We start from the raw sequence: 23,921 nt of genomic DNA, 5'->3' as shown, positions 1-23,921 counted from the left end.
TTAGCGGCCGCGCCGTGCCAGAATATCGGAAATCTGACCCTGCGGGCGCGTTCGCGTCAGCGCAAGCAACATACCCACCGCAATGCCCGACGCAATGACTGAAGACCCGCCATAGCTGACGAACGGCAAAGTCATGCCTTTCGCGGGCAAAAGCCGCACAGCCACGCCCATATTGATGATCGCCTGAATCCCAAACGCACAGGCCAGACCGGTGCCCGCAATACGCGTGAAGGGGTCACGCTCGCGCGTCAGGCGCAGCATTGAGCGGATCACCACCGTCGCGTAAAGCGCGATGATGCACAGCACCAGAATCAATCCGTATTCTTCCGCCGCGACCGCGATGATAAAGTCGGTATGCGCATCAGGCAGCGACCATTTCACCGAGCCCTGCCCCACACCGACGCCAAAGAACCCACCCTCTTGGATGGCGTTTGTCGCATAGCCAATCTGCGTGCGCGGATCGACATCGGTCGATAGAAACCCGTCAATGCGACGCGCGAAGTGGTCCGAGAAGTTATAGGCGAAAAAGCCCCCCGTGATCGCCAGACCGCCGATGCCAGTCAGCAGCGCAATCGGCGCGCCCGAGACGAAATACATCACCGACCACGCAAACAGCACCAGCGAGGCTTGGCCAAAATCGGGCTGCAGCGCCAGCGCCACCACAATCACGCAGGTCAGCAAGAAGGAATAGGCACGACCGGGCGGGCCGCCGACCTCATGCGCGGCGGCCATGAACCACGCCGAGATGATCACGAAACCGGGCTTGAGAAACTCCGAGGGCTGCACTGAGGCAAAGCCAAGGCTATACCAACGCACCGCACCCTTGCCGAAATCCGTGCCCAGAAGCGGCAACAACATTACCGCCACAAACGCGCCTGCAAAACCGATCACGCCAAGACGGCGGATCTGGCGCGGGTCCAGCATCGAAATTCCCAGCATGACGATCAGCGCGATGACGCCAAACACCGCCTGACGTTTCACATAGTAAAACTGCTCCAGCCCGTTGCGTTCCGCCAGCGGTACTGAAGCCGCTAGCCCCAGCAACATGCCCACCCCGAACAAGATCAGCACCGCTGAAAGCGCCCATTTATCAATGGTGCGCCACCATTTCGGAAGAACAGGTTCACCTGCGCGCACAGGCACAGTGCCAAAGGCCATCTCTGTCATGGGTAATACCGCCGTCGCTGCCTCAAATCGCCCGTTTGCCGGGTCTAGGGCAAAGAGTAGCTGAAATCGCATACGCTGGCTAGGAAAAAGGGAGCGCATACAGCGGGATGGAGCGCACGATAGGATCACGCAGTCCTTGCGCACGAAAATCCCTTTCCCCTTCCCCTTGGTTCAAATATCCCGGGGGTGCGGGGGCCGGCCCCCGCTTGGCGCAGGAGACAGGCATGATACCGGTTCAGGGCTATGACGGACAAAAGGTGGCGGTTCTGGGTTTGGGCCGTTCGGGACTGGCAAGCGCGACTGCGTTACGCGCAGGCGGGGCCGAACCGATCTGCTGGGATGACAGCCCCGAGGGACGCGCACGCGCCGAGGCGGCAGGCTTCACCTGCACCGATCTGACCAAGCAGGGCGCGTTTGACAATATCGCGGCGCTGATCACCTCCCCCGGTATCCCGCATCTCTATCCCGCCCCCAATCCGGTGATTGCGGCAGCGATGGTGGCGGGCGTACCGGTCGATAATGATATCGGGCTGTTTTTTGCCTCTTGGGCCACGCCCGAGTGGGAGAATTTCGACATTGCCCCGCGCACGATCTGCGTCACCGGATCGAACGGGAAATCGACCACCACCGCGCTGATCCACCACATCCTGACCGAGGCCGGGCGGTCGTCGCAGATGGCGGGAAATATCGGGCGCGGCGTGCTTGATCTCGACCCGCCCGAAGCGGGCGAAGTTGTCGTACTGGAACTCTCAAGCTATCAAACCGATCTGGCGCGCGCGCTGACCCCCGATATCGCCGTTTTCACCAATTTGACGCCCGATCATCTGGATCGTCACGGCGGCTTGGGGGGGTATTTCGCCGCCAAACGCCGCCTGTTTTCCGAGGGAGGGCCAGATCGCGCCGTGATCGGCGTGGACGAACCCGAGGGCACCTATCTGGCCAATCAGATGGCCGTGTCGCGCAGCGATGATCGCGTGATCCGGGTGTCGGCGGCGCGCAAGCTTGGCGATTGGGGCTGGTCGGTTTTTGCGCGCAAAGGGTTCCTGAGCGAATGGCGCAAGGGTCGCCAGATTGCCTCGATTGACCTGCGCGATGTGACGGGACTGCCCGGCGCACATAACCACCAAAACGCCTGCGCCGCCTACGCCGCCGTGCGCGCGCTGGGCATCGCCCCGCGCGAGATCGAGGCCGCGTTTCATAGCTTTGGCGGGCTGCCCCATCGCAGCCAGACCTTGGCAGAAAAGGGCGGCGTGCGCTATGTCAACGATTCCAAGGCCACCAATGTCGACAGCGCCGCCAAGGCTTTGCAAGCGTTCAAGAATATCCGCTGGATCGCGGGAGGATTGGAAAAAGAGGGCGGCGTGACGGGGCTGAAACCGCATCTCGGTTCCGTTAAGAAGACTTATCTCATCGGCCATTCCGCGCGCGATTTCGCGCTTGAACTCGCCCCGCTAGAGCATGAAATCTGCGAGACGATGGAGGCCGCCGTCGTCGCCGCCGCGCGCGATGCAGCGCCGGGCGACACCGTGCTACTGGCCCCCGCCGCTGCCAGTTTCGATCAATACCCCAATTTCGAGAAACGCGGCGATCATTTTGCCCAACTGGTCGCTGCCCTGCCCGACTAGGCAGGGCCGCGATACCGCTACTGCGCCGCCCGCCAGCTTGCGTGCCATTTGCGCGCGATGCTTAACAGCGGTGGGACAAGCAATGCGATGATGATTACCCACATCACCTTGGCAATCTCGCTGTGGAAAAAGATCGTCGGGGACCCTTTGCCAATGATCATGCCTTGCGAAAATCCGTTCTCTGCGATCGGGCCCAAGATAAGGCCAAGGATCAATCCCTCAAGCGAATAGCCCAGCTTTTTAAGCAGCAAACCGAACGTGGCAAACGCGATCATCAGATAGATATCAAACACCGATTGGTTCAGCGCATAACAGCCCAGCACCGCAAAAGCCGAGACAATCGGCACCATCACCGAGGGCGGGATCAGCGCGATACGCGCAAGGTAGGGCGCAAAGGCTAAGCCAATGATTAGAAACGTGAAATTTGCCCCGAACATCGACAGGATGAACGGATAGGTGCGATCAGCGTGCACGGTGAATAATTCCGGCCCCGGAATCATGCCGTGAATAATGAACGCCCCCATCAGCGCCGCCGCAACCGAATTGCCCGGAATTCCCAGCGTCAACGTGGGCACAAGCGAGCCACCGACACAGCCGTTATTGCCCGCCTCAGCAGCCGCCACACCCTCGGGGTTTCCTTTACCAAACATGTGCTTGGCTTTCGAGATTTGCTTGGCAAAATTATACGAGATAAAGGCCGCAATCGTGGCTCCCTCGCCCGGCAAAATCCCGATCACGGTGCCGGTGCCCGACCCAAGCGCCATGTATTTGCCAAGACCTTTGGGCAGTTTCGCGCGCTTTTGCGAGCCGCCAATTGCCGAGGTGTCAATCGGGGCATGTTCGCGTTGACCGGCCAGTTCCAACATCTGAAGCATCGAGAACAGTCCGATCAGCGCGGGCATGAAGTTGATCCCGTCGATCAGGTCGGTCAGCCCGAACGTATAGCGCAAGCCGCCTGACATATTGTCTGTGCCCACCACCGCGATGATCATGCCCAAAAACCCAGATAGCAGCGCCTTGAGCAGCGAGGTGTTCTCATCAACAATCGAGACGATCCCGGCCAGCCCCATCAACGCCAGCAAGAACGTCTCGGCTGGCCCAAACTCAAGCGCTTGTCGTGCCAGTAGCGGGGCAAACATCAGTAGAATAGCGACCGAAAACGTCCCGCCCATGAACGACGCGATGACCGAGGTTTTCAGCGCCACGCTGCCCTCGCCACGGCGCGCCATCGGGTAGCCCTCAATCGCGGTGGCCACGGCGGCGGGCGTGCCGGGCGTATTCAGCAAAATCGCGGGAATTGAGCCGCCATACATCGCGCCGCAATAAATGCCACCCAGCAACATCAGCCCCAAAGTCGGGTCCATCGTGTAGGTGAAAGGCACCAAAAGCCCCACCGCCATCGTCGCGGTCAGGCCCGGCATGCCGCCCACGACAACGCCCGCAAATGTGCCCAGAACGATGGTCAGGATCGCGGGCAGCGTGAAAACTTCCGATAGGTATTCCATCAAGGTCGCATTCTTAGAATTGAGGGCCGGGAAGCCTGATACCCAGGACCACGACAAAGATCAGATAGACCACGACCAGCAGACCCAAGGTCGTGCCCGCAATCACAATCGGGTTGCGCTGGCCCAGCATCAGCGAGATCACCGGAATGAACGCCGCCGCCGGAATAAAGAACCCAAGGGTGTCGAACGCGATGGCAAAGGCGATCAGCCCCGCGATCAGCCCGACAAACCGCGGGACATGCCCGGTCAGCGCAAGCGGCACTGTAGGTTTTTCTTTCCACAGACTCAGGCCAAGTTGAATAGCCCCCAGTCCACCAAGGCAGAGTGAGAGAAAGCGCACATATTTAGCGGATGTCTTTTGCGCGATGCCGGGATAGCTGGCGGTGCTGATATAGAGCAGCACCGCCAGAACCACAAAGCCCGCAAGGACGATCCGATCAACGGTCGTCCGGCTCATTACCACGGAGCCGCGTTATACACGTCCTTGACCGAGGTCTCCAGATTTTCGAGATATGTCGTGTAATCCGGTCCGTTCATCGGCAGCAGATCAATCTTGCTAGCCGCGCATTTTTTCTGAAACTCCGGGTCAGCCATAACCGTCGCCAGCATGTCATCCAGTTTGGTCTGAATCGCCGGGTCGATTCCCGCCGGGGCCACAAAGCCGCGCGTCGCGGTCATCATGACATTAAAGCCCTCTTCTTTGGCCGTCGGAATATCCTGCGCTGAAGCGGCGCGCTTGTCGGTCAGGATCGCGATGATATGAGCATCGCCCGATTTATGCTGCGCAATCATCTGCGACAGGTTCATGAACGAGGCATCGACATGCCCGCCCAAGATCGCAGCTTTCTGCTCGGTCGAGCCATTGGTCGGCAACAGGTTGAACGTGACGCCGGCCTCTTTCTCAAAGGTCTTGGCAGCAAGAAAATCATCCGAGCCGATACCGTTCACAGCCACCGTCAGGTCGCCGCCCTTGGCGGCCGCGGCCAGATTGGCCATCGTCTTGATCTTGCTGTCCTTGGGCACGGCGACAATGCCGGGATCTTCCGCGACATTGCCCATCACATGAAAGCTGTCGAGCGTGTATTTCCCGCGTTTGGACACGATATGCGCCACAAGTTGCGGCGTGAAATTCATGCCAACCGTGTATCCATCAGGCTTCGCGCGCGCGATGGTTTCAAAGCCTTTTTGCCCACCCGAACCGCCGATATTGTCGATCACAAACTCAAAGCCCGGAAACTTGGCTTCTGCAATTTCCGCAAAGATGCGCGCCGTGGTATCGGTTGAGCCTCCGGCCTTTGACGGCACGATGATGGTGATGGGCTGCGAGGGATAATCGGCTGCAAACGCCGGTGCGACGCCTCCCAGCGCAAGGGTTATCACACCCGCCAGACCTGTGACGAAAGTTCTCTTTTGCATGTAGGTTCCTCCCAGATACCACTCTTGTCGGTTCCTTCAAGCCTTCCAAGAAATCCGTTAGCTGTCAATCAAATGACATTCGCGTAAAATTTTGATCAGTCACGGCATTGTTCATTCAGAACGCAGTATCAGGCGAAGCGCACTGCTTGAATGGCGCAATCGCTATCGCGCACACAGGTGCCGCAGCGCGCAGATTTCCGCGCGCTTTCCAGACACTCGTGACAGTAGGCGAGAGCGCCGCATCGCTGGTCCTCGTCGCTCTCGGCGTCATGGGTGAATTCGAGATGCAAAAGCTGGCGCAGCCAATAATTGGAAAATGCTCTTCGCAAATTCCCTGAGTATTTGGCAAAAAATTAGCAGCGATAGACATCGCTGCTAATTACATTTTTTAGGCCTCAACGCATGTCCCATCTATCAGACTGCATCGAAAAACACTGCGGCTCTTTTTCAGCTTATCGACCCGATCAAATCGCCTTTTTTAGCGCCTCGATCAAATCGGTCTTTTCCCAGCTAAAGCCGCCATCGGCCTCGGGCGCGCGACCGAAATGGCCGTAGGCAGCCGTGCGTTCATAGATCGGTTTGCACAGATCAAGCGTGTCGCGAATGCCCTTGGGCGTGAGATCCATGATCGCGCTGACAGCGCGTTCGATTTCCTCGTCAGGCACTTGGCCAGTCCCAAACGTGTCGGCATAAATCGACAGCGGCTTGGCCACGCCAATCGCGTAAGACACTTGAATGACGCATTTTTTCGCAAGACCTGCGGCCACTACGTTTTTCGCCAGATAGCGCGCGGCATAGGCGGCAGAGCGGTCCACCTTGGTCGGGTCTTTGCCCGAGAACGCGCCGCCGCCATGCGGGGCCGCGCCGCCATAGGTATCCACGATGATCTTGCGACCCGTCAGGCCCGCATCGCCATCCGGCCCACCGATGACAAACGTGCCCGTCGGGTTTACCCACCATTCGGTGTCCGGCGAGATCCAGCCCTCGGGCAGCACTTCGCGGATATAGGGTTCGACGATGGCGCGGATATCATCCGAGGTCTGGTTAGCATCGGAATGCTGCGTAGACAGCACGATCGACGTCACGCCCACCGGTTTGCCGCCCTCATAGCGCACCGAAAGTTGCGACTTCGCATCAGGGCGCAGCGTCGGTTCGGCCCCCGATTTGCGCGCCTCGGCCAAGCGCCGCAAAATCGCGTGGCTGTAATGGATCGGTGCGGGCATGAGTTCGGGCGTCTCATCGGTGGCATAGCCAAACATGATCCCCTGATCGCCTGCTCCGTCCTTATCAACGCCCTGTGAAATATGCGCCGATTGCGGATGCAGGAAATTCGCGACCTTCAACGTGGCCCAGTGGAACTCGTCTTGTTCATAGCCGATATCCTTGACGCAATCGCGCACGATCTTGTCGATCCCTTCAAGATATTCGGCGAGCTTGGTCTTGTCGCTCAGCCCAACCTCGCCGCCAACGACGACCTGGTTGGTTGTGGCGAAGGTCTCACATGCCACGCGGGCATTGGGTTCTTCGTTCAAAAACGTATCGAGAATCGAATCCGATATCCGGTCACAGACCTTATCGGGATGCCCCTCCGAGACGGACTCGGAAGTGAAAATATAGGTATCGCGTGCCATGGGACTTGCTCCGTTGTGAATTACCTCGCGCCGTCAGGAAGCCGTTGGAGCGGGTCGCGCATAGCTAGTGCCGCTTAACGCGGCGGTCAATGACAATGCGTGAAAACAGTAACGAAACGATCAAGAGTGCGGCAATTAGCGCGATAATCGGCCCGTCGCCCAGCTTGGCATACAGCGTCTTGGGCAGCGAAGGCGGCAGGGTTACATCCAGCACACCCGCGCGGTCCATGCCAAGGCTGGCCACGATGCGCCCTTTGGCATCGATCAGCGCACTCACCCCGGTATTGGCGTCTCGCGCCATCGGCAGGCCCTGTTCAATCGCGCGCAGCCGGGCTTGGGCGAGATGCTGATAGGGGCCGCTCAGCGTGCCAAACCACGCATCATTCGTGACCTGCAAAATCCAGTCAGGGCGGGACGGGAAATGCATCAGATCTTGGGGAAAAATCGCCTCGTAGCAGATCAGAGGTGCGACCTTGCCCAAAGCGCCAAGGTTTAGCAACTTCTCTCCCGCGCCTGCCGAATAGCCATTGCCCACCTGCGACGCAAAAGCGGTAATCCCAAAGCGCGCCAGAAAATCGCCAAAGGGCATGTATTCGCCAAACGGCACGAGGTGGGATTTGTCGTAAATATCGCGCACCGCAGCGTCCGGCCCGATCACCGCAAGCGCGTTATAATAGCGCGCGCCTTGGCTGCGCTGAATGCCCATCGCAATCGGCACACCGCCCGCCGCTTGCGCCGATAGTTCCAGCCCCTGACCGGGGCGATCCAGCAGAAACGGCACCGCTGTTTCGGGCCAGATAATCAGGTCAGGTTTTGGCGTGCCGGGTTTGGGCGCGCTGCTTGTGAGGCGCAGCAACCGATCAAAAAACTTCATCCGGTATTGCGGCAACCATTTGAGGTTTTGCGCGGCATTGGGCTGCACCAGCCGTAGATGGATCGGCTCGGTGCGCAGCGCAATCGGGGCCGCCAGCCGTGTCACCCCACCAAACCAGATCGCCCCCAGACTGAGCAGCGCGACGCCCATCAACACCGCCCCGCGCCCTGTGCGAAGCGTTGCCGCCATTGCGGGGGTCGCCGCGACCAGCATCGTCATCAGACTTAGCCCAAGCGGCCCGAAAAACGCCGCCGCTTGCGCCACCGGCGTGCCAATCCAGATATGGCCGATCAAGATCCAGGGAAAACCGGTAAACACATAGGAACGCAGCGCATCTGACGCCGCCATGCCCAGCGCAATACCCAAAGCACGCTGCCCCGGCCCCGGCCCGATCTGCGCGCCAAGACCAAAGCCCAGCGCCCAGAACACGCCCATGCCTGCCGACATCAAGACCAGTGCGAACGGGGCCATCCAGCCATAGACCTCGGCCTCGACCATGAACGGTTCGACGATCCAGAACATGCCCGCAAGGGCATAGCCAAAGCCCGCCGCGAACCCGGTCCATGCAACCGATGACGCCCAGCGCTGCCCCGCCGCCAGCCAGATCACCCCCGCCAGCGCAGGCAACGCGATCCACCACAGGCCCAGCGGAGCCTGACCGGTGGCCACAAGTGCGCCCAGCAAAAGCGCGCCAAGCAAGCTTTGCCAGCGCGGGCGCAGCGGCGCGCGAAATCCAGCCCGCAGCCCCAAGATCATTCGGCGGCAGCCACGCCGGGCAGACGCACCCGAAGCCGCTTGATCCGGCGCGGGTCGGCATCAACCACCTCGTATTCGACGCCATTATCCGTCACCACAACCTCACCGCGCGCAGGCACACGGCCCAGATGCATAAACACCAGCCCGCCCATTGAATCGATCTCGTCATCGGCCTCGGCATCGGCCAGTCGGATTCCGGCTACATTCTCGAATTCATGCACTGGGGCGCGCGCAAGCACGTTCCATTGACCGGGTTTTTCCTCGCGCCAATAGCCGTCTTCGGCCTCGTCATGCTCATCCTCAATCTCACCGATCACCTGTTCGATCAGATCCTCAAGCGTAAGCAAGCCATCAACGCCGCCATATTCGTCGATCACCAAAGCCATGTGGATGCGCTGCACCTGCATCTTTTGCAGCAGCACACCGATAGGCATTGAGGGAGGCACGAAAATCAGCGGCCGGATCAGTTTGCGCAGGTTAAACCGCCCATTGCCCGAGCCAAAGCCGTATTCCAGCGCCAGATCCTTAAGGTGCACAAGCCCCAAGGGCGTATCAAGCGTGTCTTTGAACACCGGAAGGCGCGAATAGCCGTGCTGGCGGAATTTCTGCACCAGCTCGTCGCGTGTGATCGAGACGGGAACAGCCTCAATCTCGACCTTGGGAATCGCGACGTCACCCACGCGCATCCGGCGCAGGTTACCCAGCCCCGGCGGCGGCGCGGGCGCAAGCGGTTGCGATTGTTCGACCTGATGATCGGCATCCGAGGTACGTCCCCCGAACAAGCGGCTAAGAAGCCCGCGCGAAGCGGGCTCGCAAGACTGTCCCGGCTCGGAGTTATCCGAACCCTCAGCAGTGTCTTGCGTATTGGCGCGGTGCCCCGCGTCAGTGACCTGTTCCATCGTCCCTTTCCAAAATCGCGACCCTTTTGGCCTTAGTCTTGCCCATATGGGTTAACAATCCCTTGGTTTTCAAGCAGTCGGATTTCGATTTCTTCCATCAGTTGCGCATCTTGGTCACGAATATGATCGTAACCGAGCAGATGCAGAATAGCGTGAATAAGCAGATGCGTCACATGATTTTCAAGGGGCTTGCCCTGATCGGCGGCCTCGCGCGCAGTTGTTTCATAGGCAATCGCAATATCGCCCAGCGTGATTTCGCCGAAGACATCGGGTTGGGGCAGATCCGGCGGGGCACCGGGTTGCTCGGCGCCGCGCTCCTCGGCGGGCCAGCTTAGCACGTTCGTCGCTTGCGGCTTGTCGCGAAAATCGCTGTTCAGCTCGGCAATGCGCGCATCATCACAGGCCAGAATCGACAGCGTGCAAATATCGGGGTCCAACCCGCGATCCTTTAGCACCAGCTTGGCCGCGCGCTCGGCCAGCGAGGGCAAATCCAGCGTCTCCCAGCCCGCAACCTCGATCTCAAGATCAATTTCCATCCGGCAGCCCCGTAATCGCCACATCAGCCACCTGCTTGCCCGCGCGATCAAATACCAGCACCGCGCCCTGATCGGTCACGACCACCGTAAAGCCGCGCGCAAATGTCACGGCCTCTGGGTGCGCCCCCGCAGGCAGCGTGATCTGGTTTGGCATCTCGGGCAAAGGGCTGGGTGTTTGCAGACGGATGACAAGCAGCGTTACAATCGCTACAAGCCCCAAAATCATCACGCCCGCCAGCACCGTGACCAGTAGCTTCAAGAAGCGCAGATCGGGGGGCAGCGTGACAGGGGCGTCATCTTCAGGCAGGTCGGACATGGTAAAAGACATCCTCAACGTCGAGATCGGGCCGGACATGGGCCCGCGCCTTGATAAGGCACTGGCCGCCGCTGTGCCAGAGGAAGCGGCGCTGTCACGCTCGCGCCTTGCGCGGTTGATCGCAGAAGGGGCCGTGAGCCGTGAGGGCACGCCAATCACCGATCAAAAGGCAAAGGTCAGCGAGGGCGAGATCTACGCCATAGCGCTTGAGCCGCCCAAAGCGGTCGAGACGCTGGCCCAAGACATCCCGCTTGAGGTGCTGTGGGAAGACGCCGATCTGATCGTAGTCAACAAGCCCGCAGGCATGGTCACCCATCCCGCCCCCGGCACGCCCGAGGGCACGCTGGTCAACGCTCTGCTGCATCATTTCGGCGGCAACCTGTCGGGCGTGGGTGGGCAGGCGCGCCCCGGCATCGTGCACCGGATCGACAAGGACACCTCGGGGCTGCTGGTCGTGGCGAAATCCGATCGCGCCCATCACGGGCTGGCCGCGCAATTCGAGGCCCACACCGTGCATCGCCACTACCTTGCGGTTTGCCACGGCATCCCCGACGCCGCCGATCCGCGCCTGCGCGGCACGCGGGGCGTCAGTTTCGAACAGGGCGGGATCTTGAAGATCGCGACGCAACTGGCGCGCCACAAGACCGACCGCCAGAAACAGGCGGTGGTCGCCAATGGCGGGCGGCATGCGGTGACACGGGCGCGCGTGGTCGAGGGCTTTCACGGGGCGGCCGCGCTGATTGATTGCTGGCTGGAAACCGGGCGCACGCATCAGATCCGCGTGCATATGTCTTATGCGGGTCACGGCTTGCTGGGCGATCCGACCTATGGCGGCAAGCGCAAGCTGAGCGAAAAAGCCGTGGGCGCGGATGGGGCCGAGGCCGCGCGCAGCTTCCCGCGCCAAGCGCTGCATGCCGCGACATTGGGCTTTATCCACCCGGTCACCGAGGAAGAGTTGTCGTTCGAAGCCCCCCTGCCCGCCGACATGACCGCCCTGATCGAGACCTTGCGCGGAGCAAGTTGATGCTGGAGGCGATCGGCACGCTCAACCTCGCGGTCGCGCTGCATTTTCTGGCGCAGATCGGGGCTGCGATCCGCGTGCTGGCGCGTCCCGACAGGCCTCCGGCGGTGCGGGCAGGCTGGTTGGTGCTGATCTTTTCCGTACCCGTTGCGGGGGTGATTTTGTATCTGCTGGTGGGCGAGACGCGGCTTAATTTTCGCATCGCACGACGTCAGCGCAAGACGCTGGACGCCCTGCCCCCGCCGCGCGAAATCCCGCTTGAAACGGTCCCCGAGGCGTGGCGCCCTGCCTTTGCGCGCGCCGCCAGCGTCAATGGCTACGCGATCAGCCGCGCCACACAGCCGCGTCTTTTGGTGCCTGCCGAGGCGCAAATCGACGCCCTTGTGGCCGATATCGAGGCAGCGCGCGATACCATCCATCTGATCAGCTACATCTGGCTTGATGATCCCGTCGGGCGCGCTTTGGCCGAAGCACTGACGCGCGCCGCCACACGCGGCGTCGAGGTTTGCGTTCTCGTCGATGGGCTGGGCGCGCGCAAATTCATCCGCACGCCGATTTGGGCGGCAATGCGCGCTGCAGGCGTGCAAACCGGCGTCGCCTTTCCCTTCCACTGGCCGCTGTTCAAACTGGCGACCAGCCGGATCGATCTGCGCAACCACCGCAAACTGGCGGTGATCGACGCGCGCGTGGCCTATATCGGCTCTCGCAATATCGCCGCCCCCGAGTTTGAGATAAAAGCGCGCTTTGCCCCTTGGACCGATATCATGCTGCGCCTTGAAGGCCCGGTCGTGGCACAACACGCCCATATCTTTGCCAGCGACTGGATGACCCATACCGGCCACGCGCTGCCCCCCGATGCCACGCCCGCGCCCGCCGGTCTGCCCTGCGCGCCCGCGATCTGCTTTGCCAGCGGGCCGATGCTTGACACCCGCGCGATCCCAGATGTGTTTGGCGCAGCGATTGGCGCGGCAAACACCACCCTTACGCTGTCCACGCCCTACTTCGTGCCCGGTGAGGGGCTGGATGCGGCCTTGCGCGCGGCTGCACGTCGCGGTGTGCGGGTGCGCCTGATCGTGCCGCGCGTGAATGACAGCCGCTTTGTCGCCTTTGCCTCGCGCAGCTATTACCCCGCGCTGATCACCGCCGGGGTCGAGATTTTCGAACATGGCCCCGGCATCCTGCATGCCAAAACGCTGCTGGCGGATGATCACGCGCTGATCCTTGGCTCGGCCAATCTGGACCGGCGCAGTTATGAGCTGAACTACGAGGCCTGCATCTTGATGAGCGACCCAATGCTGGCGCGCGATCTGGCGGCCGCACAAGAGGCGTGGATTGGCCAATCCATTCACGTCAATTGCGAAACCCTTGCGCGCTGGTCGGTTTTGCGCCGCCTGATGAACAACCTGATCTCGATCCTCGCGCCGGTCTTGTAACAGGCCTCACAAGCGCGTGAGGGCGCACAAAAACCGACGGAAACGGCTTCATCCTACGTTTACTGTATCATGCGACACCGCGTCGCGGCGGCATGACTGAACCAAAACGCCCCGCGCTGCGTTGACCTTGAAATGCTGATATCAGGCCGCCATATTGAGCGGCCGACAAAGGGAGACATGGGACAGAGATGACCAGTTACACCAACCTTCCCGCCCCCAGCCCCGAGCAGGGGCTTAATCGTTACCTGCAAGAGATCCGGAAATTCCCCCTTCTGGAACCGGAACAGGAATACATGTTGGCCAAACGCTGGGTCGATCATCAAGACACCGAGGCTGCGCACCAGATGGTCACAAGCCACCTGCGCCTGGCGGCCAAAATCGCGATGGGCTATCGCGGCTATGGCCTGCCACAAGCCGAGGTGATCTCCGAGGCCAACGTCGGCCTGATGCAGGCGGTCAAGCGGTTCGATCCTGAAAAAGGTTTCCGTCTGGCGACCTACGCGATGTGGTGGATTCGCGCCGCAATTCAGGAATATATCCTGCGCTCGTGGAGCCTTGTGAAACTTGGCACGACCAGCGCGCAGAAAAAGCTGTTCTTCAACCTGCGCAAAGCGAAATCCAAGATCGGCGCCTATGAAGACGGCGATATGCGGCCCGAAAACGTGGCCCGAATCGCGCATGACCTGAATGTGACCGAGGCCGAGGTGATCTCGATGAACCGCCGTATGGCGGGCGCGGACCCCTCGTTGAATGCGCAGGTCGGGGCGGGCGATGATGGCGGCACCGCGCAATGGCAGGACTGGCTTGAGGATGAAGACGCCAATCAGGCCGAGGCTTACGCCGAAAGCGAAGAGCTGGAAACCCGGCGCGAGATGCTGATGGCGTCGATGGATGTGCTCAACGAGCGCGAAAAAGACATCCTGACGCAACGCCGTTTGCGCGACGACCCGCTAACGCTTGAAGAGCTATCAGGCCAATACGACGTCTCACGCGAACGCATCCGTCAAATCGAAGTGCGCGCCTTTGAAAAACTGCAAAAGCGCATGACCGAACTGGCGCGCGACAAAGGCATGACCGTGCCCGCGTAAGACCCTGTTTGTTTGCGTAACGAGTTATGCCGCCGCTCCCGCCTTGGGGGCGGCGGTTTTTGTTAGGGTGTCGGGTAGATACGATAGCGGGCAGCTTTGACGAATTGTTTTCCATCGCTTACTTTTGCTGTAGGAATGTCTGCTCACAGCCCAAAGCGGAAGCGTCGTGTCATTCTCGAACTGCAAAAGCTGGCTTTCATTGCGCTGTCGGCGAACTGGCACATTGCTGACTATCGTTGCGACGATTTCATATCCCCGATAGTCGCCCAACGGCGATTGCCACAGTCAAACGCAACGCAATTATGTCCAGCAACGGTTTACACACGGACGCGCTGCGATTTCGGATCGTAGAGCGGGCTGAGAGACGCCTCGGCACCGACCAGGCGTCCAGCCACGTCGATCTGATAGGTGGAGGTCAGCATCTCTTTCCCGGTCTCGCCCACGTGGCGGCAGGGCACATAGCCAAGGCCTACGGCTCCGCCAAGCGAATGACCGTAATTACCGGAGGTAAGGAAACCCACAATCACGCCGTCGCGCAAGATCGGTTCGTTGTGGAAAAGCAGCGGGTCGGGATCGGTCAGGCGAAACTGAACCATCCGGCGCGCAAGGCCGTTGCCACGTTTGCGCAGGACGGCCTCGCGTCCAATGAAGGCACCTTTGTCGGTTTTCACCGCAAAGCCGAGGCCCGCTTCCAGCACGTGATCTTCGTCGGTAATGTCGTGACCGAAGTGGCGATAGCCCTTCTCGATCCGGCAGCTGTCCATGGCGTGCAAGCCGCATAATTTCAGCCCGTGATCCACCCCGGCTGCAACCAACGTTTCGAACACATGCGCAGCCTGATCGGTCGGCACATATAGCTCCCAGCCCAGCTCTCCGACATAAGTCACGCGGTGAGCGCGGGCCAGCGTCATGCCGACCTCGATCTCGCGAGCGGTGCCAAAGGGATGCACCTCGTTCGACAGATCGTCTGGCGAGATCGCGTTCAGCAGGTCCCGCGCTTTGGGACCCATCAGCGGCAGCACAGCCTCGGCTGCGGTGACGTCGGTGATGACCGCGAACTCATCGCCCAAATGACGACGTAGCCAAGCCAGATCGCGTTGCAGCGTGGCACCCGGCACCACGAGAAAGAACGCCGTTTCCGATAGACGCGTGACAGTCAGATCGCATTCGATTCCGCCGCGACCGTTAAGCATCTGGGTATAGACGATCCTACCTGGGGCCACGTCCACCTGGTTGGCGCACATCCGCTGCAAAAAGGTCAGCGCATCGCGCCCCTCGACACGGATTTTGCCGAAAGATGTCATGTCAAGAAGGCCTACTGCTTCGCGAAGAGCCGTGTGTTCGGCGCGGCCGTTCTCGAACCAGTTCGGGCGACCCCAAGTATATGCATATTCCGCTGTCTGGCCCTCGTTAGCGAACCAGTTGGCGCGTTCCCATCCGGCGACTTCACCAAAGACAGCACCGCGGACCCTCAGATGATCGTGCAGCGGCGAACGGCGGATCCCTCGCGCGGTTCCCATCTGGCGATAGGGGAAGTGGTCGGCATAGAGCAGGCCCAGCGTCTCGGTCACGCGCTCTTGCAGGTAACGGCGGTTTTTCTGGAACGGCTGGGCGCGGCGGATGTCGACCTCCCACAGGTCGAACGGTGGTTCGCCATCGGTCATCCATTGTGCCAGCGCCATGCCTGCCCCGCCAGACGACACGATCCCGATGGAATTGTAGCCCGCCGCAACCCAATAGCCCGCCAACTCGGGCGCTTCGCCCAGATAGTAACGGTCGTCGGGCGTAAAGCTTTCCGGGCCGTTGAAAAAGGTGTGGATACCCGTTTTTTCCAGAATCGGCATCCGGTTGACGGCTGCCTCCAAGATCGGCTCGAAATGGTCAAAGTCTTCGGGCAGCTGATCAAAGCAGAAGTCCGCAGGAATGCCATTCACGCCCCAGGGCTTGGCCTTAGGCTCGAACGCGCCCAGCAGTATCTTGCCCGCATCTTCCTTGTAGTAGGCGCATTCGTCCGGCACGCGCAGCACCGGCAATTGGGCAAGCTCCGGGATGTTTTCGGTTACGATGTAGAAGTGTTCGCAGGCATGGAGCGGCAGGGTGACGCCGTTGCGCGCAGCCAGATCACGGCCCCACATACCGCCGCAGTTCACCACGTGCTCGGTCGCGATAGTGCCGGTCTCTTCGCCTCGCTGCCAGGTCACGCCGGTGACGCGGCCATCGGCCTGCGTGACGTTGTTCACGATCACGCCCTCGACAATTTGTGCGCCCAACATCCGCGCACCCTTGGCCAAAGCCAGTGCGATATTGCCCGGATCGGCCTGCCCGTCACCTGGCAGATGCACGCCAGAGACGACGTCTTTCATGTTCAGATGCGGATACAGCGACAGAACGTCCGACGGCGAAAGTTCGTTCACCTTAACACCGAAAACGCGCGCCATCGCAGCCTGACGGCGCAGCTCTTCCTCGCGCTCGGCGGTCAGCGCCACCGTGATCGACCCACATTGGCGCAGGCCTGTAGCCAACCCGGTTTCGGCCTCCAGCGTGCGGTAAAGGTCGACAGAGTATTTCGCCAGGCGCGTCATGTTCTGGCTCGCGCGCAGCTGTCCAACAAGGCCTGCCGCATGCCACGTAGTGCCGCTGGTCAATTTCTGGCGCTCCAGCAACACAATATCTGTCCAGCCAAGCTTGGCCAGATGATACGCGACGGAGCAGCCAGAGATACCGCCGCCAATGATGACGACACGCGCGGACAACGGAAGGACGGTCATGATGCCAACTCACATAATGGATTTGGGTTACATCAAATCGAATCCACTAAAAAATCAACCAAATTATTTAGTAGATGCAATATTCGTTTCAGATTATTTGATTTGGCGTGTATTTGATCATTAATATCGTTCAAAAATGCAAGGAGAAGGCGTTGGGTAGTTACGTGGGTTCCGACATCCGCGCCATGCGCAGGTCGCGCCGCATGACCTTGCAAAATCTGGCCGATGCGATCGGGCGGTCGCCCGGGTGGCTTAGTCTGATCGAGCGTGGACAGGCGCAGCCCGCGATCAATGATCTCAGGCAGATCGCGGCGCTGTTCGACGTCAATATCTCTTTCTTCTTCCGGTCGTCAGGGCAGGATGATCAGGAAAGAGGGCTTGTCGTGCGCAGGCAGGACCGCAGTCCTTTGGGAACACCTGAAGGCGGGTTGGTAGAGGAACTGCTGTCGCCCACATTAAGCGGGTCTTTTGAAATGATACAATCCACCTTCGCACCGCGGGCACGTTCCGAAGCGATTAAGCCGCTACACCCGACCGAGCACGGCGGCGTCCTTCTCTCGGGTGAACTGGCTCTTATCATTGACGGAGTGCGATTCAGTCTAGCCCCAGGGGACAGTTTCCAATTCCAAAACAAGGACTATGCATGGGAAAACCCAGGCGATGTGCCAGCCATCGCAATCTGGATCGTGGCCCCGCCAATCTACTGACTCTGAGCAATGACCAATCCAGCAAATTAGAATGGGGCGCGCTTAAATGTGTTCTGAGCTTACCGTGATCAACTTAGATAGACTTCACGGGCAATCTGGTTTGGCAAAATACACTTTTCGTTTAAAATTCTGCGGTGCAGAACGTGGTTGATATAGTCTCAGAGAGCCCGCTCGCTGCGTTCAGCTTTAAGGTCCGCTGTGTGGAAGGACTTTGCAAAGCCCGGAATCTGCGCTTGGCTGCCCATGGCACAAAACCCAATATAGATCATATAGGCCTCCCTCTCACCGCAAAATCGGCGGCTTGCTCGGGTCCATGCCCGGCGCGGCTCCGGGGGTGATTTCTTGCACCTCTTCCTCGACCGGCTCGGGGATGTGCAGCACAAGACCTTGATCAAGCAGCAGTTGGGCGGCCTCGTCCTCGGGGTCGAGGAATGTCACGTCCAGTTCCCCCGCATCAAGACCGGAAAAGGTCAGCGCCTCGCCCATCGCTTTGGCAATACCGGGGCGGAAATGCTCATGCGCGCCGATCACTGCCAGCACATGGCCGCGATGGCCGTCGTCGTAGGTGACGCCGCCCAGCACCGCAGCCTGCGCGATGCCGGCAAGCTGATCCAGCTTGGCCTGATAGGCGGGCATCAGCAGCGCCAGTATGGCGGGCGACAGCGCGGGTGCGCTGAACCCGACCGGGCGGCCCTGCGCCTGCGCGGGGGTCTGGGCCAGCGTCTCGGTTAGCCAGTCCAGCGCCTCGGGCGGCAGCAGCATCGCAGACTCTGCCACGCCCAGATTAACGCCAAGGCCAATCCCCTCACCCACCAAATGCTGCGCGATCACGCGACCGGGAAGGGCCGCATAGGGCTGGGCGGCATCGGCGAACTCGGCCATGCGCTCTTCGGTATCAAAGACCAGCACGAAATCGCCCTCATCGGCAGCAAAGACCTGCGGCGTGATGTTTTCATCCTCGGGTTCGGATTCGAGCAGCAGGAACAGTTCGGCATCCGCCAGCCGGTCGTAAATTGCCAAACGTTTGGACTCATTATCAGGCTCGGCCAGCATCGCGGCATGGGCGCGGTCATAGGGGGTCATGTCAGCTCCTTCACACGGGCGCGCAACGCGGGGATCAGATCGGTTTCAAACCACGGGTTGCGTTTGAGCCATCCCGTATTGCGCCAGGACGGATGAGGCAAGGGAAACAGGCGCGGCGCATGATCGCGCCAGCCCGCCACCGTGTCACTGACATTGCGCGTGCCGATGTGCCAGCGCTGCGCAGCCCCGCCAATGACGAGCGTCAAATCGGGCGGGCCGATCTCCTCCATCACCTGATCGCGCCAAGTTTTCGCGCAAATCGCGGGCGGCGGCAGATCGCTGCCCTTGGCGTCATAGCCGGGAAAGCAAAACGCCATCGGCACGATCGCAATGCGCGCGCGGTCGTAAAACGTGGCCGCATCCAGCCCCATCCAGTCGCGCAACCGATCCCCCGAGCGATCCGTAAAGGGCCGCCCCGTCTCATGCACCCGCACCCCCGGCGCCTGCCCCACAACCAACACCTTCGCGCCGCGTTCAAACCACACCACCGGACGCGGCTCGTGGTGCGTCGCAGTCGTGCTAAATCGCTGCGCGCAGATCCGGCAGGCGCGGATTTGCTCTTGAATTGTGGCGCTCATCGTCTCTGATCCAGAAACAAACCGTTCCTCATTGCTTTACCTAGTCGTAAACGGACATAATGATGCCTAAATCCACGCATAGGTTACTTTATTAACTGAGTGCTCTCATGATGTTCTAGCGCACAGAAAGTGCGGGGCCCGCAACAACCATGCTCGAATTCGAAAATGTCTCCAAGTCCTTCTGGACGGGCAAGCAGCGCAAGGTCATTCTTGATCGCGCCAGCTTTCGCGTGGAACTGGGTAATTCGCTTGGCATTCTGGCCCCCAACGGCACCGGCAAAACCACGCTTATCAACATGATGGCGGGCTTGGAAAAACCTGACGAGGGCGAGATTCGTAAATCCTGCCGTGTTTCGTTTCCGCTGGGCTTCATGGGCGGCGTGGTCACCAAACACAGCGCGCGCGAAAACGCGCGTTTCATCGCGCGCCTCTACGGGCTTGATCCCGACTATGTCGAGGCGTTCTGCCGCTGGCTGACGGGGATCGATGAGTATTTCGACATGCCGGTGGGCACTTATAGTTCGGGGATGCGCTCGCGGTTCACGTTTTCTTTGCTCTTGGCGCTGGAGTTTGACATCTACCTGATCGACGAGGGGATGCCCTCGACCACCGATGTCGAATTCAATCGCAAGGCGGGCTCGATTTTGCGCGAACGGCTGCGCGACACCACCGTTGTCGTGGTCTCACACCAGCCTGCAACGCTGGAGAAATTCTGCCGCTCGGCGGCGGTGCTGCGCGATGGCCAGCTTTATATGTTTGACACTTTAGAAGAAGCGAAGCGGATGTATGACTACCACTCCTAAGGCTCAGAAATACCGCATCCGTCGCGAGGCGCCCGTGCTGGCGGATGGTCAAACGCCGCCTAAGGCGCCCGCGCCTGAACAGCCCAAGGCACCGGTCACTGGCCCGACGGCCAATGAAGCGCAATCCACTGATCCGGCAGCAATTTTTGAACCACAAGACGATGGTTTCGGCGAAGAGAAATTTCCCACCGCAGCGGGTGGCGGCGATGTTATCGGCGCAGGAGAGCTAACGCTTGAGGAAGAAATTGCGCGTGTGCGGGCCGAAGGGCTTACAGGGCGCCAACTCCGACTGGCGCGTCGCATGGCGCAAAAACACGGCATTCAGGCGACCTCTGATTTTGAAGCAGTGCTGCTGCTGCGCCGCCGTGGCATTGACCCGTTTGATCGCTCTAATATCGTCGCGCTGGTCAAGCCGCATGATTTGGACGAAACCACGTCACGCGCGTTGGCGCGCACCGATGGCGCGGGTGCGGATACGCGCGTGCAGCTGCCCCAAACGACCAAACCTGGGCAGCTTCCGTCGACCGAGGTGAACGCCGCAGATCATCGCGCCGCCCAGATCCTTAAAATTCAACGCGATATCGCCAAACGACGCCGCCGCAAGCTAGGGCTATTGGCGGCACGGCTGATGTTTTTCGTGTTCATACCGACGATTGTCGCGGGCTATTACTACTATGCGATGGCGACGCCAATGTATGGGACCAAATCCGCCTTCGTGATCCAAAAGGCCGAGGGTATGGGTCAATCGGGGCTGGGCAGCCTGTTTTCGGGCACGCAGCTTGCGACCAACCAAGACTCGGTGACCGTGCAATCTTATATGCAATCGCGCGATGCAATGTTGCGGCTGAACAAGGATCTCGGCTTCAAGAAGGTGTTTGAAAACCCTGATATCGACGTGCTGCAACGCCTCCCTCCGAATGCGTCAGATGAGCAGGCCTATCGACTGTATCAAAAAAACGTCAAGATCGGCTACGACCCGTCTGAGGGCATCGTCAAAATGGAGGTCGTCGCCCCCAACCCGCAGACATCTCAGAAGTTCTCAGAAGCCTTGATTTCATATGCCGAACAACAGGTTGACCAGCTAACATCGCGCCTGCGCGGCGATCAGATGCAAGGGGCGCGCGAAAGTTACGAGGATGCCGAAGCCAAGGTATTTGCCGCTCAGGCCAAGGTGCAAAAACTGCAAGAGAAGGTCGGCATTCTGGATCCGGTCAGCGAAAATTCGATGGTGATGGGGCAGATTTCCAGCTTTGAGACCGAGTTGCAAAGGAAGAACCTTGAACTCGGCCAATTGCTGGATAACGCGCGCCCCAACCAAGCCCGCGTTGACGGTGTCAAAGGCGACATTGCCCGCCTTAAGGCCACCATCGACAAGCTGCGCAACCAGTTGACGCAAGCTAAAGGAACGGGCGAATCCCTCGCCGCCGTGACAGGACAGTTGCAAATCGCGCAAGGCGAATTGCAAACCCGCCAGATGCTGCTGTCAGCCGCCGCGCAACAGATGGAAACGGCGCGGATCGAAGCGAATAAACAGGTGCGCTACCTTGAGATGGGCGTGCGTCCGATTGCCCCTGATGAGCCCACATATCCGCGCGCATTTGAGAACACACTGTTGGCTTTCCTGATCTTCTCGGGCATCTATCTGATGCTGTCGCTCACTGCCTCGATCCTGCGCGAGCAGGTTTCAAGCTGAGCCGCCCCAAAGCTGCGGAGAAGGCCCATGAAAGACGTGAAGATCGGCGGTTTGACCGTCTCCAACGATCGCCCGCTGACGGTGATTGCCGGACCTTGCCAGTTGGAAAGCCGCGATCACGCGCTGATGATTGCCCAAGCGATGGCGCGAACCTGCGACGAGGCAGGCGCGCAATTCATCTTCAAGGCCAGCTATGATAAGGCCAACCGCACCTCGCTGAAAGGCGTGCGCGGTCTTGGCATCGACGAGGGGCTCAAGATCCTGTCGGATGTGCGCGACGAGCTGGGCTGCCCGGTTCTCACCGACATCCACGACGCCGAGCAGGCCCGCATCGCCGCGCAGGTGGTCGATGTGATTCAGATCCCCGCCTTCCTGTGTCGCCAGACCGATCTGTTGCTGGCGGCGGGGGAAACCGGCTGCGTGGTCAATATCAAGAAGGGGCAGTTCCTTGCGCCTTGGGACATGCCCAATGTGGCCGCGAAGGTCGCCTCGACCGGCAATGAGAAAATCCTGCTAACCGAACGTGGCACCTCGTTTGGCTATAACACTTTGGTCGCCGATATGCGCGCCCTGCCCGAGATGGCGCGCACGGGCTATCCAGTGATCATGGATGCGACCCATTCTGTGCAACAGCCCGGCGGGCAAGGCGGATCAAGCGGCGGGCAGCGTGAATTCGCCCCGGTGATGGCGCGCGCTGCGGTCAGCCTTGGCATTGCGGGCGTGTTTATCGAAACTCACGAGGCGCCCGACACCGCGCCCTCGGACGGGCCGAACATGATCCCGCTTGATCAGATGCCGAAACTGGTCCAAGTGCTGATGCAGTTCGACCGTCTGGCCAAGGACGACCCGATCCGGCTGTAAACCTTAGGGGGCAGGCCGAAAGACCGGCCCGCCCACGCAGATCATTGTGCGCGATAAGCGCCTTGGCGCTCTAGCATCCAACTGGGATATTCCGCAGGCAGCGCGCTGACTTCGTTCAAGGTTATTAGATCGGCTTCACTCAGTTTGACCTCGCTCGCCGCGATATTGTCGCTGAGCTGATCCACCCGTTTCGCCCCTACGATCACGCTGGTCACCGCATCCTGATGCAGCAGCCAAGCCAACGCGATCTGGGCTACCGACACCCCTTTTGCGTCGGCGATCGGGCGCATCGCCTCGATCACGTCATAGGCGCGATCCTTGTTGATCGGCGGGAAATCGAAGTTGGCGCGTCGCCCGTCGCTGCCCTTGCCCTCGCGGTCATATTTGCCCGACAGGAAGCCCCCTGCCAGCGGGCTCCAGACCATCAGGCCGATCCCCGTATCTTTCAGCATCGGCACGATTTCACGCTCCAGATCGCGCCCCGCTAACGTGTAATAGGCCTGCAAGGACAGGATCGGGGCAAGCTGGCGCGCCTGCGCGATCCCGACCGCTTTCACGATCTGCCACGCCGCCCAATTGGACAGCCCAATATAGCGCACATGCCCGTGACGCACGAGCGTATCCAGCGCCTCCAGAGTTTCTTCAATCGGCGTATAGGCGTCAAAGCCATGGATCTGATAGAGGTCGATATGGTCAAGTTGCAACCGCTCAAGGCTGGCCTTGCACTGCGCCATGATGTGGTACCGCGAGGCACCGCGCGCATTCACCCCCTCGCCCATCGGCCCGAGAACCTTGGTCGCGATCACGACATCCTCGCGCGCCACGCCAAGGCTTTTCAGCGACTGGCCAAGGATGCGCTCGCTATCGCCGCCAGCATAGACATTTGCGGTGTCGATAAAGTTAATGCCCGCATCCAACGCAGTTTTCACCAGCGCGTCGGCCTCTGTCTGATCCAATTGCCCGATCTGGCCCCAGATACCGTCGCGGCCCCCGAAGGTCATCGTGCCAAGGCAAAGCTCAGAGACAAACAGCCCGCTTGGGCCAAGACGTTTATAGCGCATGAAACTGTCCTTATTTGCGTGTCAGGACCGGCGAAATGGCCGGGTATTTCCCTTAGATGGGGCGCAACGAGAGTTTCGCCACCGGTTTTCCGCCAGCCCA

General features: G+C 60.2%; 21 protein-coding genes and 1 riboswitch. Of the genes, 8 read left to right on the top strand and 13 right to left on the bottom strand.

Annotated elements, in window-relative coordinates; translation table 11 throughout:
* Positions 1-1,167, bottom strand: coding sequence for a peptidoglycan glycosyltransferase FtsW (locus tag ACN0SD_RS09270; RefSeq protein ID WP_417807956.1), 1,167 nt, complete (start codon positions 1,165-1,167; stop codon positions 1-3).
* Between the two features lie 224 nt (positions 1,168-1,391).
* On the opposite strand from ACN0SD_RS09270, the gene murD reads away from it, so the two are divergent.
* The gene (gene murD / locus ACN0SD_RS09265; protein ID WP_417807955.1) at positions 1,392-2,792 is read left to right on the top strand and encodes a UDP-N-acetylmuramoyl-L-alanine--D-glutamate ligase; all 1,401 of its coding nucleotides are present in this window, start codon (positions 1,392-1,394) and stop codon (positions 2,790-2,792) included.
* Positions 2,793-2,809: 17 nt separating this feature from the next.
* On the opposite strand, the gene ACN0SD_RS09260 is transcribed toward murD, so the two are convergent.
* From ACN0SD_RS09260 to ACN0SD_RS09225, 8 genes are all read right to left on the bottom strand, one after another.
* Complete coding sequence (locus ACN0SD_RS09260; protein ID WP_417807954.1) at positions 2,810-4,297, bottom strand: tripartite tricarboxylate transporter permease; 1,488 nt, start codon at positions 4,295-4,297, stop codon at positions 2,810-2,812.
* 13 nt (positions 4,298-4,310) lie between these two features.
* Positions 4,311-4,754 carry a tripartite tricarboxylate transporter TctB family protein gene (locus tag ACN0SD_RS09255; protein WP_417807953.1) on the bottom strand — a complete coding sequence of 148 codons (444 nt, stop codon included), beginning with the start codon at positions 4,752-4,754 and terminating at the stop codon, positions 4,311-4,313.
* Complete coding sequence (locus tag ACN0SD_RS09250; RefSeq protein ID WP_417807952.1) at positions 4,754-5,713, bottom strand: Bug family tripartite tricarboxylate transporter substrate binding protein; 960 nt, start codon at positions 5,711-5,713, stop codon at positions 4,754-4,756. Before ACN0SD_RS09250 ends, ACN0SD_RS09255 begins: the two co-directional genes overlap by 1 nt.
* 464 nt (positions 5,714-6,177) lie before the next feature.
* Complete coding sequence (gene metK / locus ACN0SD_RS09245; protein WP_417807951.1) at positions 6,178-7,344, bottom strand: methionine adenosyltransferase; 1,167 nt, start codon at positions 7,342-7,344, stop codon at positions 6,178-6,180.
* A gap of 6 nt (positions 7,345-7,350) precedes the next feature.
* A riboswitch (SAM-SAH riboswitch) is annotated at positions 7,351-7,400 on the bottom strand.
* A gap of 8 nt (positions 7,401-7,408) precedes the next feature.
* Positions 7,409-8,974 carry an apolipoprotein N-acyltransferase gene (gene lnt, locus ACN0SD_RS09240; RefSeq protein WP_417807950.1) on the bottom strand — a complete coding sequence of 522 codons (1,566 nt, stop codon included), beginning with the start codon at positions 8,972-8,974 and terminating at the stop codon, positions 7,409-7,411.
* On the bottom strand, positions 8,971-9,873 hold the full coding sequence (locus ACN0SD_RS09235) for a hemolysin family protein (protein WP_417807949.1): 903 nt from the start codon (positions 9,871-9,873) through the stop codon (positions 8,971-8,973). Before ACN0SD_RS09235 ends, lnt begins: the two co-directional genes overlap by 4 nt.
* 32 nt (positions 9,874-9,905) lie before the next feature.
* A complete protein-coding gene (ybeY, locus tag ACN0SD_RS09230) occupies positions 9,906-10,409 on the bottom strand; it encodes an rRNA maturation RNase YbeY (RefSeq protein ID WP_417807948.1) in 504 nt (167 codons plus the stop codon).
* Entirely contained in the window at positions 10,399-10,725 is a 327-nt protein-coding gene (locus ACN0SD_RS09225) for a DUF6476 family protein (RefSeq protein WP_417807947.1), read from the bottom strand. The genes ybeY and ACN0SD_RS09225 overlap by 11 nt, the downstream gene beginning before the upstream one ends.
* On the opposite strand from ACN0SD_RS09225, the gene ACN0SD_RS09220 reads away from it, so the two are divergent.
* From ACN0SD_RS09220 to rpoH, 3 genes are all read left to right on the top strand, one after another.
* Complete coding sequence (locus ACN0SD_RS09220) at positions 10,724-11,749, top strand: RluA family pseudouridine synthase (protein ID WP_417807946.1); 1,026 nt, start codon at positions 10,724-10,726, stop codon at positions 11,747-11,749. The two genes, ACN0SD_RS09225 and ACN0SD_RS09220, sit on opposite strands and share 2 nt — an antisense overlap.
* Positions 11,749-13,179 (top strand): cardiolipin synthase, encoded by a 1,431-nt coding sequence (gene cls / locus ACN0SD_RS09215; protein WP_417807945.1) that lies wholly within the window; start codon positions 11,749-11,751, stop codon positions 13,177-13,179. Before ACN0SD_RS09220 ends, cls begins: the two co-directional genes overlap by 1 nt.
* A gap of 188 nt (positions 13,180-13,367) precedes the next feature.
* Positions 13,368-14,267: an RNA polymerase sigma factor RpoH gene (gene rpoH, locus ACN0SD_RS09210; protein ID WP_417807944.1), complete on the top strand. Its 900-nt coding sequence runs from the start codon at positions 13,368-13,370 to the stop codon at positions 14,265-14,267.
* 317 nt (positions 14,268-14,584) lie between these two features.
* On the opposite strand, the gene ACN0SD_RS09205 is transcribed toward rpoH, so the two are convergent.
* Positions 14,585-17,035 carry a GcvT family protein gene (locus ACN0SD_RS09205; RefSeq protein ID WP_417807943.1) on the bottom strand — a complete coding sequence of 817 codons (2,451 nt, stop codon included), beginning with the start codon at positions 17,033-17,035 and terminating at the stop codon, positions 14,585-14,587.
* A 107-nt stretch (positions 17,036-17,142) separates the two neighbouring features.
* Here ACN0SD_RS09205 and ACN0SD_RS09200 point away from each other — a divergent pair, with 107 nt between their 5' ends.
* Positions 17,143-17,742, top strand: coding sequence for a helix-turn-helix domain-containing protein (locus ACN0SD_RS09200; RefSeq protein ID WP_417807942.1), 600 nt, complete (start codon positions 17,143-17,145; stop codon positions 17,740-17,742).
* 282 nt (positions 17,743-18,024) lie between these two features.
* Here the strand turns inward: ACN0SD_RS09200 and ACN0SD_RS09195 are convergent, their stop codons facing one another.
* Positions 18,025-18,825 carry an SseB family protein gene (locus tag ACN0SD_RS09195; RefSeq protein ID WP_417807941.1) on the bottom strand — a complete coding sequence of 267 codons (801 nt, stop codon included), beginning with the start codon at positions 18,823-18,825 and terminating at the stop codon, positions 18,025-18,027.
* Entirely contained in the window at positions 18,822-19,403 is a 582-nt protein-coding gene (locus ACN0SD_RS09190; RefSeq protein WP_417807940.1) for a uracil-DNA glycosylase family protein, read from the bottom strand. Before ACN0SD_RS09190 ends, ACN0SD_RS09195 begins: the two co-directional genes overlap by 4 nt.
* Before the next feature lie 149 nt (positions 19,404-19,552).
* On the opposite strand from ACN0SD_RS09190, the gene ACN0SD_RS09185 reads away from it, so the two are divergent.
* From ACN0SD_RS09185 to kdsA, 3 genes are read left to right on the top strand one after another with little or no spacing between them, the layout of a single operon-like run.
* A complete protein-coding gene (locus tag ACN0SD_RS09185) occupies positions 19,553-20,206 on the top strand; it encodes an ABC transporter ATP-binding protein (protein ID WP_417807939.1) in 654 nt (217 codons plus the stop codon).
* Complete coding sequence (locus ACN0SD_RS09180; RefSeq protein WP_417807938.1) at positions 20,190-21,899, top strand: capsule biosynthesis protein; 1,710 nt, start codon at positions 20,190-20,192, stop codon at positions 21,897-21,899. The genes ACN0SD_RS09185 and ACN0SD_RS09180 overlap by 17 nt, the downstream gene beginning before the upstream one ends.
* 27 nt (positions 21,900-21,926) lie before the next feature.
* Positions 21,927-22,760: a 3-deoxy-8-phosphooctulonate synthase gene (gene kdsA / locus ACN0SD_RS09175; RefSeq protein ID WP_417807937.1), complete on the top strand. Its 834-nt coding sequence runs from the start codon at positions 21,927-21,929 to the stop codon at positions 22,758-22,760.
* A gap of 41 nt (positions 22,761-22,801) precedes the next feature.
* On the opposite strand, the gene ACN0SD_RS09170 is transcribed toward kdsA, so the two are convergent.
* Positions 22,802-23,821, bottom strand: coding sequence for an aldo/keto reductase (locus ACN0SD_RS09170; RefSeq protein ID WP_417807936.1), 1,020 nt, complete (start codon positions 23,819-23,821; stop codon positions 22,802-22,804).
* Between the last annotated feature and the right edge of the window lie 100 nt (positions 23,822-23,921).

Source organism: Thioclava sp., from assembly GCF_048263065.1.
GTDB lineage: Bacteria > Pseudomonadota > Alphaproteobacteria > Rhodobacterales > Rhodobacteraceae > Thioclava.
This window is presented reverse-complemented; position numbering and strand designations above follow the sequence as displayed.